This is a genomic window from Motilimonas cestriensis, assembly GCF_021295315.1.
GTDB classification, from domain to species: Bacteria; Pseudomonadota; Gammaproteobacteria; order Enterobacterales; family CBDFNC01; genus Motilimonas; species Motilimonas cestriensis.
Genome location: NZ_JAIMJA010000004.1, coordinates 115,689 through 129,394 on the forward strand (window position 1 = coordinate 115,689; position 13,706 = coordinate 129,394).

Consider the following 13,706-nt stretch of genomic DNA (forward strand, 5'->3'; position numbering starts at 1 on the left):
GGCTATCCTTTCATGTTGCAGCCAATCGCTAACTTATTTTTATACTTTTTAATGGCAGGTTTTACTGCCGTTAAAAACCTGTCTCGCTCCGCTGCAATAGCTGTAGAAGGCAGAGTAAAAAATAAAAGTAGCGCAAGTAATGGTGAGCAGACTAAACAGAGGATAAAGCCAGTCGGCGTATTGACATCCATGTTAGCCATATTCATCCCTTTTAAGAGTAGAAGAGAAAGGCCCAAATAGCCGAGTAAAAAAACAAAAACACCACTAAGTTGGTGCAACCACGTTCGCAGAGATAAATTCACCAAAGGCAGGGCATAGCTTTGCGTTCTCACTAAGTTATAACCACTGGCAGCGACCAGCGCATAACACAAGCTGTTGAGATCTCTTTGCCAAAACGCAGCACAATAAATGCCCAGTAAAATAATAATCTCTATATTTATTCTCATGTCTTTTAGCAGTTTTGCTTTGCTAGAAAGTACTGTACTGGCGGGGTTTATCATTAAGCGGATAAAACCACCCCAAGCAAGAATGCCTAGTAGCTCCCCTGATATGGCCCAGTTTTCACCAAAGACGAGAGAGATAAACGGCTTAGATAGCAGTGCCAGGCTGATATAGATGGGGCCAATGTAGAGCAGCAACACACTACAAACTTTTATAAAGAGATCTTGATAGGCTTGGGGTTGATCTCGGAGCTCTGACATGCGGCGAAAGTTAGGTTGGGCTAACGCATTAACAAATACCATTAACGGGGTCTCGGCTAAGCTATCGGCTTTATTCATTAAGCCCAGTGAGCTGGGGCCTAATAAACTGCCAACCAAAAAGCGAGGGATTTGATTACGGAAATAAAACAGTAAATTGTTGCCGGTAAAGGTGGCGCCAAAGTTGGCTAACTTATTTATCGAAGAGCGTTTCAAGCCCAATTTGGGCATCCAATGACTGCAGCGGGTGAGCAGTGGAAATGATATTAAGCTACTAACTAAGCCGCCAATGATCAGGCTGTGTGGGGTGCGATAGACTAAAGCAAGTACTAAGCTGATGATTGAACTGGCGATTAAGGTGATGATTTTAATTCTGGTAATGTGGTGATACTGATAGTTTCGTTGCAGTAGTACGCCTTGAATGTTGACCCAAGGCCGGGCGATGAAGATGGCGGCGGCGAGTGGCATTAGGCTTAGGTAAATATCTTGTTTAAAAAAGTCGGCAAAGCTTGGGCTGATAGCGGTAAAAAAACCGAAAAAACCGAATCCCGTTAACAGTTGAATCGTAAAAACAGTGCGACGGTCATCTTCTGTTATTTCGTGTTGACGCACTAGCGCTTGACCGAGTCCACCGCCTGCCAATAGAGAGGCGAAGCCAGTAAATATTTGCACTGTGACGACTTGGCCGAAATGTTCGGGTAACAAGATACGCGCCAGCGCAATAGAAAAACCAAACTCAATAAAGCGGCAGCTTAAATTTCCCAGTGCAACCCAAGACGCGCTTTTGCGTAGATTGTTCGGTGAGCTCATGAGTTAGACCTGCGCTATCAATAAGTGAAAGCAAGCCAATAAATGAGCGTGCGCGGGCGGTTTAAGCTGGTATTTACTGTGTGTTGGCAGCATTGCTTTGCTCGGCTTGTAACGTTTTAATCCGCTGTTGTCGTTGCGTGAGAGTGCGTAAGGTTGGCGCCAGAAGTTTGATCTCATCTAATTTAGCCTGCGCCAAAGCGAATTCGCCTATTTCAGTATAAATATCCGCTTCTAGCAATTGGGCGCGGATGCCTTTTGGCTTGTAGGTTAGGGCATGTTGTAACGACTTTAAGGCATCATCGTGGCGTTTATCAAAGTGCGCAATTTTAGCGTCAAGTAGGTAGGTATCATACCAAAGGGGATACTGTTTACCGACGTGTTCCATCATGTAATCAATATTGTTTTTTGCCCGATTAAGATAATCTTGGCGCTCTCCGGCGTGGGCACTGGCATAAAAGCGATTTAAATCGGCCAAGGCAAAGCAGTGGTGGTGTATGTGCACAAAGTCTTTGCCGATAATATTTTTCCAATAAAGGGTGGTTGGATGATCGGATGCTAGTCCTATTTTAGCTTTGCAGTAACTAGGTAATGAGGCGAGTTCATTCGGATCAGGTGAAATGTTTTTCACTGCCGCTTGAGCGGAGCAAGAGAAAAATAATACATACCAAAGCCATTTCATTTTATACCCCTTCAAGTTGTTGGGTTTGTTGCGCTACTTTTTCCCAGCTTAGTTCATCTAGTACACGTTGATAGGCGTGGCTGGCGAAAGATTGGTTGTCTTGGAGCAAGCGGATCACGGCTTGGCTTAATGCGGCAATATCCTCGCCATCAACATTAAGGCCCGTCTTTTCATGTAACACGGCATTCGGCGGGCCACCAACGATACCTGATAAGGAGGTTTTACCGCAGGCTGCAGCTTCAATAAAGACCATACCAAAGCCTTCGGTATCGCCATTTATTTCTCGATTAGGCATGACGAAAATATCGCAGGCGTTATACCAACGGGGCAAATCATCGACGTCGACGTGGCCAAGAAAGCTAATTTGTTCGCTCACTTTTAACTCGGCGGCAAGGTGCTTTAGATAGGCTTCATCTTCGCCGATACCAATAATGGCATAGCGCACTTTTATTCCTTCTTGGGCCAGTAGTGGTAAGGCGCGAATAACATTATCAAACCCTTTACGCCGACTGAGTCGGCCAACAGAAAGCAATAAGTGCTCTTGTGGCTGTAAGCCAATTTGCTGTTTTAAATCAAGACAGGGTAATTCAGGTTTGAAGGTGCTGGTATCAACCCCTGGGTGGATCAAGGAGATTTTCGCTTTGGCGATACCAAGCTTTAGTAGTTCTTCACGAGTGAATTCACTGTTTGCAATAATAGTGTCGCAGTGTTGATAGACGTAGACCATGGCTTTGAATTTGTTTTTTTGTCGCCAAGTGGTGATCTCTTCGCCATGAGCATAAATCACGCATGGAATGCGAAAGATTCGACTGCACAGTAGGGCTATTGCGCCTTCGGGTAGTACACGACCTGCGTGTATTGCCCGGCTGTTATAACGCATGCAAACCCAGCAACTATGAAAGAAAAAATTCAAGTACATCCAAAGGGATTCAGGTTTTAGCCAGCTCACGCGAGTGAGGTTGATGCGATGCACGGTATTGGGGTGAGCGCTATCATGTTGCGCTGCGCCTACGACATCGGCGGTAATGATGTGATGCTCCTTACCGCCAAGACGTCGATAGACTTGGTCAAACCAGACGGCTGTCCCGCCTTTGGTCGGTAAAAATAGCTCACTCAACACTAGAATGCCTTTTTTCGTTGCCATGCTTATTTCCCTAGCGCCAATTTAGTAACAGATAGCCAATCAAACAGCGCGCTGCTTTTTAGCCCTGTATAGCGGTTGTGTTGATAAATGGTTGGTAAAAACAACGTACTGAACACAAAAATGCTATGTTTCATCACCATGTTCAGTTCCCTAGCGCCGATTTAGTAACAGATAACAAATCACGCAGTGTGACTTCGCGATTAAAAAAACCTTGGCTCATGCTTTTAAGCGCAGCCCAGTTTAGGTGTTGATTAAGTTGGCAATAGGCCAAGTCTAAATAGGCTGAGCGCAAGGCAATTTTTATCCCAGCATGGATAGCGGGTTTAAAGGGCTCTTTAATTAGCTTTTTGTAGGCGGCCAGTGTTTGTTGCTGGGCAAATAATGGATTGGCGCGGGTGGCACTACTTGGATGAATATAATATGCCGCCAAGGGCTGGGTAACAGCACCGATGCGGTGACTTTGTTGGCAAAGACGAATGAGTAAGCTGACATCTTCACACACCTTAAACTCTGTGGGATAACCGCCACTTTGCTGGAATAATGTTTTACGCACACTAAGGGTGTGGGTGTCACCAAAATGCTTACCAACAAACAGGCTGAGCGCATGGTCGTCAAAGATCAACTGAGTGTGATTTGGGAATTTTTTTAATAGGTATTGACCCGCTGGGGTCTGCGCTAAAGATCGCTTAATGGCATTATCGCCATCAACCCAATAATCAAAGTCACCAGTGAGTAAATCTAGCTCTGGTTGCTGTTGGATCCACTCCCCATGTAACGTTAGACGGTCTGGATAATACCAATCGTCGGCATCTAAAAAACATAACCAGTCGCCACTGGCTCGCGCCACGCCAAAGTTTCGTGCTGCGGAAACCCCTTGATTCTCTTGGTAGTAGTAATGCACTTGGTGTGACTTAAATGCGGTAGCGATCTTGGCGCTGTTATCGGTCGAGCCATCATCCACTAAGATAATTTCATAAGCTGGCCAACTTTGTTGCAAGATAGAATATATAGCTTTGGTTAATGTTTCAGCTGCATTATAAAACGGCACGATCACTGAAAATTTAGGTTGGTATTGGGCGCGAGTGACTGCGTCGGTAATCCCTGGCGTATTCTTGGTGGGGTCGAGGCAATCGGAGGGGTTATTCATAACCAAGCTTCTGCATTAATGGTGCAATGGTATCTTGGATGGACACGATAGCGTCGTAGTTACGTTTTTTCCATTTCTCAGGCTCGGGCTCTCCTGAAACCATACTGGTGGGTCTTGATGACAAGTGTTCGCAGTGCTGCTGCATTTGTGGGTTGAAACTAAGCTCGAGCTGCTGGCAAACACGGCTTATTTGCGCCACGGGTTGTGCAATAAACTGCTCATATTTTAACTCTATCCATTGTTGGGCTGGAATAATTTGTTTTGCCTCTAGCGCTAAGCTGTTGGCGGTGAGCCATTGCATCGCGCACACTTCAGCAAGGCTACTTTGATTGTAGTTGCGCCATTGGGGCGGTAAAAAGAAGTGCCATTGGTCGAACTCGCCCTGCTCTATATTGACCGGCTCTGGGCTCTCACCAAGAAATTGATTGAGACCAAAGTGGTTGTTGTTGCGCCAGCCATCCATTAGTGAGCTGATATTGTCACGCCCGTTACGGTATAAATAGACAAATTTGGCGTTTGGAAATAGCTGATAAAGGTAGGGCAAGCGCAAAATATTGATGCAGGTTTTATCTAGAATTTGACCGTGGCTAAGTCGTTGGTAATAGTGCTTAAAATACGCATCTCGATGGGCTGGTTGCGCATCCTCTGCGGTAGCGGCTTCGGAGTGCCATTGATTATGCGCAGGCCCGTGTAGTTGGTGCCAGAGTTGCGGGGTTTCATAACCTAGGGAAACAACTTCGTTTGATTCCCCTAAGGTTTCAAAGGTAACCGTGGTGCCGCTGCGTGAACAGCCAATAATAAAAATAGGATCAGGGGTGTTGGGTTGAGTGAGTTGCCACCATTGACCTTTGATCTCCTGCTTTAATGCCGTCAGGTTTTTGTGCAGGTAATCTGCGCTGGTGAGCTTTTGCAAGATGTTGCTGTCCATGGTGTAGGCATCCTTGTGTGTACTAACAGTTTTATTGCTTGTTTAGTTTGACCTGGGCTTGTCACTTTGGTGTTGCCACAGACTAAAATCAGTAACCGGTTTTACTTGCACGATGAGCCAGCACGCTAAATTAAGTCCGGTTAAGGTTGCAAGGTAACGAAACTTTGGCAGGGTAAAAGCCCGGTTTCGCCAGCACTGCAAGCGATGGCGCCAGTGGTGGATCAGCAATTTGTCGGGATCGTGTTGTGGCAAACGCACCAGTTCTAGGCTTGATAGAAAGCAGCAATCAGGCCATGTTTTGGTTACTTGCTCCAGTAGGGATCTCATTTGGTACAAGCTGTTCTGGCAACCTTCTTCGGAATTTACAAAGTTAAATCGATGAGTTTCAAATAGGCAAGGCCGCGCCAATTTAATGCTGCTGGTTACCTTGTCTATAGCCTCGCGCCACTGATGGCCGAACTCGGGCTCAAAGTATTGATTTCTTACTAGGTATGTTTGCCCTGTGGCTGATGTTTGATGATTAACAATGCGTTTTTTGTCAGACCAAAAGCGGGTTTCACTGCGCTTATAATAGCGCTGGCCAGGGGTGATGATGGTGTGAATACCATGGCTACGCCAGCTAATTTCGACTTCTTCATTCCAGACAAAGGTCGGAGGCACCACGACTTCGGCAGCAACACCAAAGCAACGTTTAAATAAGTCGACTTCTTGTTTTACCGCCACCGCAATATCGGCAATGCTCAGCGGTGGGTTCCAGCGGCTTTGTAATGGCGACGGGAGCTTTTCGGTATAAGCGCTATTATGAGCAAGCCATTCCTTTAGATCATTATTATGCTGCATCTCGGAAAGTAATGTGTGCGGCCAATAGTGTTCGCGACCATGTAACTGCAATGAAAATACACCCGCTTGCTGGCCTTGCTTGAGGCTGCCAAGAACATCAGAGAATTGTGGCTGGCTAAGATCGAGACCAGCATATGCTTGGTACTGGCTTTGTTGAATTTTTTCTGCGTCGGGAATGGATAGTACTGCGCCTATGGTCATATGGGCACAGTGGCCGCGATAGTCTCTAAACTCAGTAAGCAGCTGGTGGATCTTATGTAGAGCTTGGCCATGCTCGGCTGGACCGGGCCCCCAATCATCACTTTCAAAAATAATGATAGGTTGTTTAACCATGGGCTCTAACCAAAATTGTCTTAGGGCTTGGCGATAGCTAAACAATAAGATTAGGTTACCCACAATTAGCCACACACAGATAATTTCAAGTAAAAGCAATATCATGCAGCGGCTTCCTTATTGGTTTTTAGCTTAAGCTGCTGGTGCGCTTTCAGCCATAACCCTAGCATCATTAAAATCCAAATGAGCTCGCCATAGTATTCGGCGTGCTCCTGTTGATGAAGTTGTTGGACTTGGCTGAGTAGCTGAGGTGAAAAAATATTGAGACCAGCAAGGGTATTGATGCCAGTGCTAGCTAAATCTTGCAGCGCTTGGTTTTCTTTAGTCCAAATACCAAAGGGTAAGCCAAAGCCATGTTTTGGTTTTTTTTGCAGCTCACGGGGTAGAAATGTTTTAAAGCTTTGTTTGTAGAAATGGCGAAGTTTGCCAAAAGGTAATTTCCATTGGCTCGGCACGCGGCAGCTAAGATCGACCACTTCTCGGTCTAACATTGGGAAGCGCACGTCTATGTCGGCCAGCTGGCACATGCTGCTAACCTTGCGTAAGTCGTTATCGGCTAAGGTATGTTTCCAATCTAGCCAAAGCATACGGTTAAGCTGGCTGGCCGGCTCTGGCACATTAAACCAAGTTTGGTTTTGCTGCACGGGCTGCTCAACGTCAACTTGAGCTAAAAACTCTGCGGTAAAAAAGTGCTCTGGGCCTAGGCGATGCATAAAATTGTAACTTTCTAATCGCGTTGGCAGCTTTACTTTAGCTTGATTCAGGTAGCTTTGTACTTTTTGTCCTAAGCGCCATTGCTTCAAGGTAGAGGATTGCAATAATGGGTCACATAAGTTTTTTTGTATCGAGCTAGGTAGTTGTTGATAAATTTCAAAAACTTGTTGCTTGGCGTAACGTGCGTTACCAGCAAATAGTTCATCTCCGCCATCGCCTGCGAATAATGTATTAATACCATGCTGCTTGGCTAAGCGGGCGCAAAAATAGGTGGGCACGACAGAGGAATTACCAAAGGGCTCATCTTGCCATGCGGTGATCTTATCTATCACATCTGCGGTTTCGTCGGCCTCGATTTTTAATTGTTGCATCGGGCTAGAAAAATGCTCGGCGCATAGCTCTGCCCAAGGCAGTTCATTGTACTTTTCGACATGAAAGCCAATTGAGAAGCTCGGGCTATTAGGCTTAATTTTATTGAGTAAGCCGGTAACCGTCGAGCTGTCTAAACCGCCACTTAAAAAACTGCCCACTTGCTCGTCACGTTCAGGCAGCTGGCGCTGCACGGCTTCTTCCAAGGTGTTGCGTAATGCTTGTTGTAATTCTCGCTGACTTTGCTTTTTGTCTTCGTAGAACTGGGGAACAAAATATTGCAGAGGTTCTAGCTGACCATCTCTGAAGCGTAGCATTTCGCCGGGTTTTAGTTTGTAAATGCCCTTAAATATGGTCTGTGGGCTGGGGATCATATGGAAATATAGGTAGTTAAAAATTGCTTGGTTATCGATTGCTGGGGCTTGCTGTAATTGCAATAACAGCATGTTCATGCTGGTGGCAAATATGAGTTGCTGCTCAACTTGAGTGTAGTAAATACATTGGCTGGCAAAGGGGTCGCTGGCAATAATGCATTGCTTGGCATCGCTGTAAACTAACGCAAAGCGTCCGTTTAGTTGATTTAATGCCTGTTGTGGAGATTGCGAAAATTGACTGCTGAAGTTTTGTTGTGCGCTTTGTTGCGTTAGCGCAGATTGCTGCCAGGTTGGATGGCCAATTAAACAGTAAAAACCAAGTTGATCTGAACTAAAACTTAATTCAGGCTGCTGTGTTGCAAGGCTTAGGTTAGGCCTGTCAATGAGGGTTAACTGTCGTGCTTGATTAACCCTAATTTTAGGGGACCCTGAAATGCCCACCATAGCATCCATGCGCTTTTTCCTGCCAAATTGAACGTTTTTTAAGTGTAGTCAAAAATAATTTTGTTAGTGCAAATCTGTGTATTTTCATACTTTAGGTGGTGCGGTATAACACAACGAAAGTTCAGCAAGGTTGAGCCTGTTGGAGCTGTCACTCCGGCCCGGCCAATGCGGGAGTTATTTCTTTATGTTCCAGATTTTCTCTTGTTGAGCCTGCCGTTGTTTTAGTGCGATTTGTTGCGCGGTAATGGTTATGGATAACTGATAGTTGGCCCGTGACAGGTTGAGCTGGTGCTGATCTCGCTCTGTGGAAAATGTGTGCACTGTGGTGTTGGGTTGATTAGTTAATTCGGGCTTGAGCACCACCAGAAATTCATCGTTAAGTTGTTGCTGTTCTGGGATTATCTCTAAGCGCCATTGACCCGGCTCAGGTTTAGGTTGGCGCTGTTTGTTGATGATGGTGTTGATTTTTCCCGCTTCGTCGTAGTTTTTGCCATCGATGTAAAAGTCAAACCCCGGACCTCCTAAGGTGAGCACGTACGATTTTTGTGGTAGCAAGGGTGACACTCGTAAGTTTGCATCTTGTTGATGCTTATATTGGGGGTGGCTTGGTACTAGCCAGTCACCATTACTTTGTTGGCGTGGCGCTTGATTGGTGTGAAGTAGCCAGCGTTTAGTGAACGCGCTATCACTGGCTTGCACCGCATCATACACAATGACACTATCTAAGAACTTATCATAAATAAATAGACGCTTGATGGCTTCTACTCTGCGGGTACGGGCTGAAAACTCACCGCGCCCTGATGCGGAATTGGTATAGGCAGGTGTGAGGTCGGCATATACTAAGACAAAATCGTCGGTTTGCAGTCGCTCTAACACCTTTGCGGTGTGATAAGTATCTTGCTGTTGTTGCCATTGTTTAAGGCTAACGGGGGCGGCGCTGCCCCAACCTGAGCCAATGCGCCGTTGTCCGCCATCATTGGCGATGTCGCGATCGGCTTGGCCTGATCTTTTCGCTGGCATTGGCTGGTTATCAGCTGGGTCGGTAACGGTCAGGGTGTTATGCGCAATGGTTTGATAGCTATAGTTTAAGTGGTGGTCAGCGCCATAGCCGGGACCGTAGAAGCCACTGTCGATGGCAAGTGGACTACCTTTATAAAGGGTGAAACTGCCCTGGTCCAAATGTTGATGTGACCAATAATTATCACCGGCACGAAAATTGACCAAAGTGGCTTGTTCATCTTCACTACTGCGCGCGATTAAGTGACCTATACCGTCAAACCATTTAGCCCAAGGGATTGGCGCGGGTTGAGCCGCAGGAGTCATTTCCCCTGCGAGTGGCCCCCAAGGCCACGAGGTGGGAGCGAGATGTTTATGGCTGATCCTGACCAAACTGGCTTGGTGATCCAGCTCAAGGGCGAGGGCGAGCTGATCGGGTACGCCGCGATCGAAAAAGCGACCATCGCCCCAGCGAATCTGGCTGCCATCGGGCCGAATGCGATAGAGTAGAAAATCGGCAAAGCCGCGGATACTGGGCTCGTTAAAATAATCTTCACCAGTGGCTTTGCGCCACATAGCAGGCAGTTGATAGATGGCTTGGCCTATGCCTATCCCGACATATTCAGCGCCTTCATGCCAACCGCCATGTTGGCCCATTACTTGGCGCCAAACCGGTAATACCTGCTCTAGCCAAGTGTAAGCTGTAAAGGACATCACAGCATCAAACTCTGGCGACTCTTGATAGCCAGCAATGGCGCAGGCCATTAAGGCTTGCAACGGGCTGTTATACAAATACACGTTATAGGGTGAAAGTTGCTCAGTAACAATATAGCTTTGGGTAAATTGGCAGCCTGCCAGTAATTTACCTTTTAGCTCAGTTAGTTGTTGTTCACTCCAGCGGCTATAAAGCCAGTCATAAGCAAGGGCTAGGGGTTTTACTTGTACATTACCGCGACCGCTGAACTCAAGCGCCATTAAGCTCTGATGCAGTTGCGCTAAATCCACTAATTCGGGGGCTAAATAAGCGAGCTGTACTTGGCTTTCTAATTTACCACGTTGACTAAGGATCGTCAGTGAGCGTAGGTATTGGCCATCATTTTTTAGCGTTACCATTTCTTTTGCCGTCGGAGCGGGTAGTCGAGGTCGCAAGGCATTAAATGTCTTCCCTTTAAACTGGTAGTTATTCGCTGATGCTTGTAGTGGTGCCGGGGGTTGGCTGAATTGATGAATACTGAGGATTGCCCCGATGAGCAGTAAGCACAAAGAAAAAACAGTGATAGGCCAATAGGGTACGCGGAGTTGTTGCTGGTGTTCTTGTCGGGTGTAACGATTGCGCCAAAAATGGACAATAAAAATCCAGCTAATACTAGCAATAATGGCATCGGTGATATCGGGATAACGACCCGGCTGTCCCACTTGTAGTGCTTCTAGAGCAATAAAGAATAATGCAACCGCAAGGGCGCAAATAAGCTCTCGCTTTACAAACCAATCGGCATGATGCTGCATCGCGCAGAAAGCCAGCGCCAACACTGGCCACACTACGTTAAACATGGTGGTGGCAAAGGCTAAGTTTTGCAGTTGGTAGAAAAAGGGCACCCAATTAAAGGCTTGTATCTCGCCAGTGCTGGGCATCAGCGCTTTAATTAATAGCCAAGCTAAAATGATGCCTGCCACTACTGAGTATTGTCGCTGACTCGTTTGCTGTTGCTGGCAAGCAAGTAGCAAAATGAAACTCGCACTGATACTGCCCAACACTAAATCTAAACTCAATGAATGATACAGAATAAAGGGGTGTAATAAGGTTAGGGCTAAGGGAAGCAGCCAAGCTAACCAGCGCTTATGCTCCAGTAAAATGGCGCGTAGTAGTAAGCCCATGATCAGGTGCTGCAGAAAAAAACTCACCAATTTGAATACGCTAAAATCGTATAATTGCGGTGCGAACAGTGGCTTAATACTCTGCAGCACGCCAAAAGGGCTGAGATTCGGTTGCAGTGGACTAAAGTAGCCAACGAGCATGCAAACTAGGCTCAATATGCCTAACAAGCTACTGGGGCTGTCGATAATATAGCGCTGATAGAAACGGTTTATTTTATCTAAGTAATCACTGTCTGGGTGGTAGCGAGCGGCAATTAAGCTGCCTAGGCCGCCACCCAAGGTGTTGAGTAATAAATCCAGCTGGGATGTGTTTCGTTCGGGTAAAAAATGCTGCAAGTACTCCAAGCTATAGCTAAGTAAAAATGCCCAAAGCAACACCCACAAATGGCGCTTGGCGGTGGCACCATAAAAATGTTGATGTAGCATAAAACCAAAAGGCAGGTAGATGATGCTGTTCACTAAAATGTCAGTACTGCTTAGCCCTGAAGGTTGACTGCTAAAAACTGAAAACAAGCTGGGCATTGTTATGCTTTGCCAGTGGCTAAAAGGATACAAGGTGCCGTAAGTAATTAAAATAGCGTATAAAACCAACGGCCAAGTACTAATGTGGACAAGGCGAGATGATGCTGCTGTCGATACGTCAGCAGAGTAATCAATGTTGTGAACACTGAGTTTACGTAACTGTACCAATCCCGTCATCAGCACTATATAGGGCAGCAGTGATAATAAGGTTATAAGTGCCATTGAAACTGATTGCTGACGGTCAAATCCCAGCATAAAGCTCAAAGCAGAATACTGACTACCGTATTTTTCAATTTGGCTTGCTGTACTGAGCCAAATTAAGCCAAAGCTGACTAACCAAGTGAATAAGTAAATAAGCACTCGTCGCCCTAGGTGATTGGGCTGGCTAAGTAGATCGGCAGAAAGAAAAAGTACGAGCAGTGCAGAGGTGATACCAACTAGCCCAAAAGGCTGGTGCAGCAGTTCGGTAATATTGTCGGTGGCGGCAAAAGTAATAATTACAAGGTAACTAAAGCTGTAAATGAAAGGGCATAGCGCCAACCAAAGCCATTTTAGCGGGTTGTTTAACGTGGCCAGCAGCCAACTAAGCTGTATTAGCCAAAGCCAAGCAAAAAACCGCATCATTAATTCGGTCTCCCACGGCCACTGATAAATGGGATTACCTAAAATATCAAACAAGCTCTCAGCTGCTACTTGGCTACTTAGAATAAGCCACAGTAAGCCATGGCTTATCAGTAAGTAGCTGAGTATGCGGCCGATTGAGACGGAAGCACGTAACAAACTAATTGGGAATACAAAAATGAGGTAAAGGGCTATAACGAGCGCCAAACTTAAGCCAATAATATTTGATTGTGAAATTAGCTCGTTGAGGTTTTTACCTAAAGGTAGGTAAGGCAAAAAAAACAATAGTGCAATGAATGCAACAAATAGTGGTAGTAGGTGCATTACCTGGTATCGAACCAGTGGCCAAAGTGGCGTTTTTGATTGAGGATAAGCTGGGTTGGGAGTCGGCTCCATAAAGCATCCTTGCACAACAGAAAACAGCGTTGTAACAAGTCTAGTCAGTCTGGCGCTAATGGAGGGGAAATTTACTCAGTAGGAGGTTTGGTTGTGTGGCACTAGGTATTCAAATACCACAACTTATCAGTTACGTGTTTTGTTAGCTTGATGAATGCGGCGTTAGTCGTTCAATACCAACGACTATTTATCAGCTTTATTAGTTATGCGTTTTGTTTGTTTGCTTGGTTATTTGATAAATGTGGCGTTAGTCGTTCAATGCCAACGACTATTAATCAGCTTAATCAGCTTAATCAGATTTATCAGTTATGCGTTTTGTTTGATCGGCGTATTTGATTGTTGTTTTACCGCACCATTGTGCGTTTGATAAAACCAAAAACGTTTTGTGCCAGTAGTTCTAGCCATAATGTTATCCAAAATAATGTATGTGTAGCATAAGGGGAATTATTGAGAGTTTATCGACGGAAGACTTAGATACAACGGAGGACGTAGGTAAGAAGTGTTCGGAGCGTATAAATGAAAGCAATAAAAGTGTTAGTTGAAAATTAATGCTGGCCGAAACCAGCATTATTACTAAGTAAGGGTTCTAATTAAAGACCGATTACGTTAGCAGCTTGAGGGCCTTTTTGACCTTGCTCTAGGTCAAAAGAAACTTTTTGACCTTCAGCTAAAGTTTTGAAGCCTTCAGAAGCGATTGCGCGAAAATGTACGAATACGTCAGCGCCGCCGTTGTCTTGAGTGATAAATCCGAAACCTTTATCTTCGTTGAACCATTTAACGATACCAGTAGTGTTAGACATAATGTCTCCTAACTTT

At 45.6% G+C, this 13,706-nt stretch carries 10 protein-coding genes; all 10 read right to left on the bottom strand.

Annotation, left to right across the window (positions count from 1 at the left end):
* Nucleotides 1-2: 2 nt before the first annotated feature.
* Nucleotides 3-1,508 carry a lipopolysaccharide biosynthesis protein gene (locus tag K6Y31_RS05240; protein ID WP_233051792.1) on the bottom strand — a complete coding sequence of 502 codons (1,506 nt, stop codon included), beginning with the start codon at nucleotides 1,506-1,508 and terminating at the stop codon, nucleotides 3-5.
* Between the two features lie 73 nt (nucleotides 1,509-1,581).
* Nucleotides 1,582-2,187, bottom strand: a complete 606-nt coding sequence (locus K6Y31_RS05245) for a hypothetical protein (protein WP_233051793.1) — start codon at nucleotides 2,185-2,187, stop codon at nucleotides 1,582-1,584.
* A 1-nt stretch (nucleotide 2,188) separates the two neighbouring features.
* Nucleotides 2,189-3,331 carry a glycosyltransferase family 4 protein gene (locus tag K6Y31_RS05250; protein WP_233051794.1) on the bottom strand — a complete coding sequence of 381 codons (1,143 nt, stop codon included), beginning with the start codon at nucleotides 3,329-3,331 and terminating at the stop codon, nucleotides 2,189-2,191.
* A gap of 2 nt (nucleotides 3,332-3,333) precedes the next feature.
* Complete coding sequence (locus K6Y31_RS05255) at nucleotides 3,334-3,471, bottom strand: hypothetical protein (protein ID WP_233051795.1); 138 nt, start codon at nucleotides 3,469-3,471, stop codon at nucleotides 3,334-3,336.
* Between the two features lie 2 nt (nucleotides 3,472-3,473).
* Nucleotides 3,474-4,478, bottom strand: coding sequence for a glycosyltransferase family 2 protein (locus tag K6Y31_RS05260; protein WP_233051796.1), 1,005 nt, complete (start codon nucleotides 4,476-4,478; stop codon nucleotides 3,474-3,476).
* Entirely contained in the window at nucleotides 4,471-5,406 is a 936-nt protein-coding gene (locus K6Y31_RS05265) for a sulfotransferase family protein (protein WP_233051797.1), read from the bottom strand. The genes K6Y31_RS05260 and K6Y31_RS05265 overlap by 8 nt, the downstream gene beginning before the upstream one ends.
* Nucleotides 5,407-5,448: 42 nt before the next feature.
* Entirely contained in the window at nucleotides 5,449-6,684 is a 1,236-nt protein-coding gene (locus tag K6Y31_RS05270; protein ID WP_233051798.1) for a hypothetical protein, read from the bottom strand.
* Entirely contained in the window at nucleotides 6,681-8,489 is a 1,809-nt protein-coding gene (locus K6Y31_RS05275) for an asparagine synthetase B family protein (protein ID WP_233051799.1), read from the bottom strand. The genes K6Y31_RS05270 and K6Y31_RS05275 overlap by 4 nt, the downstream gene beginning before the upstream one ends.
* Before the next feature lie 165 nt (nucleotides 8,490-8,654).
* On the bottom strand, nucleotides 8,655-12,890 hold the full coding sequence (locus tag K6Y31_RS05280; RefSeq protein WP_233051800.1) for a VanZ family protein: 4,236 nt from the start codon (nucleotides 12,888-12,890) through the stop codon (nucleotides 8,655-8,657).
* Between the two features lie 590 nt (nucleotides 12,891-13,480).
* Nucleotides 13,481-13,690 carry a transcription antiterminator/RNA stability regulator CspE gene (gene cspE, locus K6Y31_RS05285; protein WP_232800758.1) on the bottom strand — a complete coding sequence of 70 codons (210 nt, stop codon included), beginning with the start codon at nucleotides 13,688-13,690 and terminating at the stop codon, nucleotides 13,481-13,483.
* Nucleotides 13,691-13,706 lie beyond the last annotated feature (16 nt).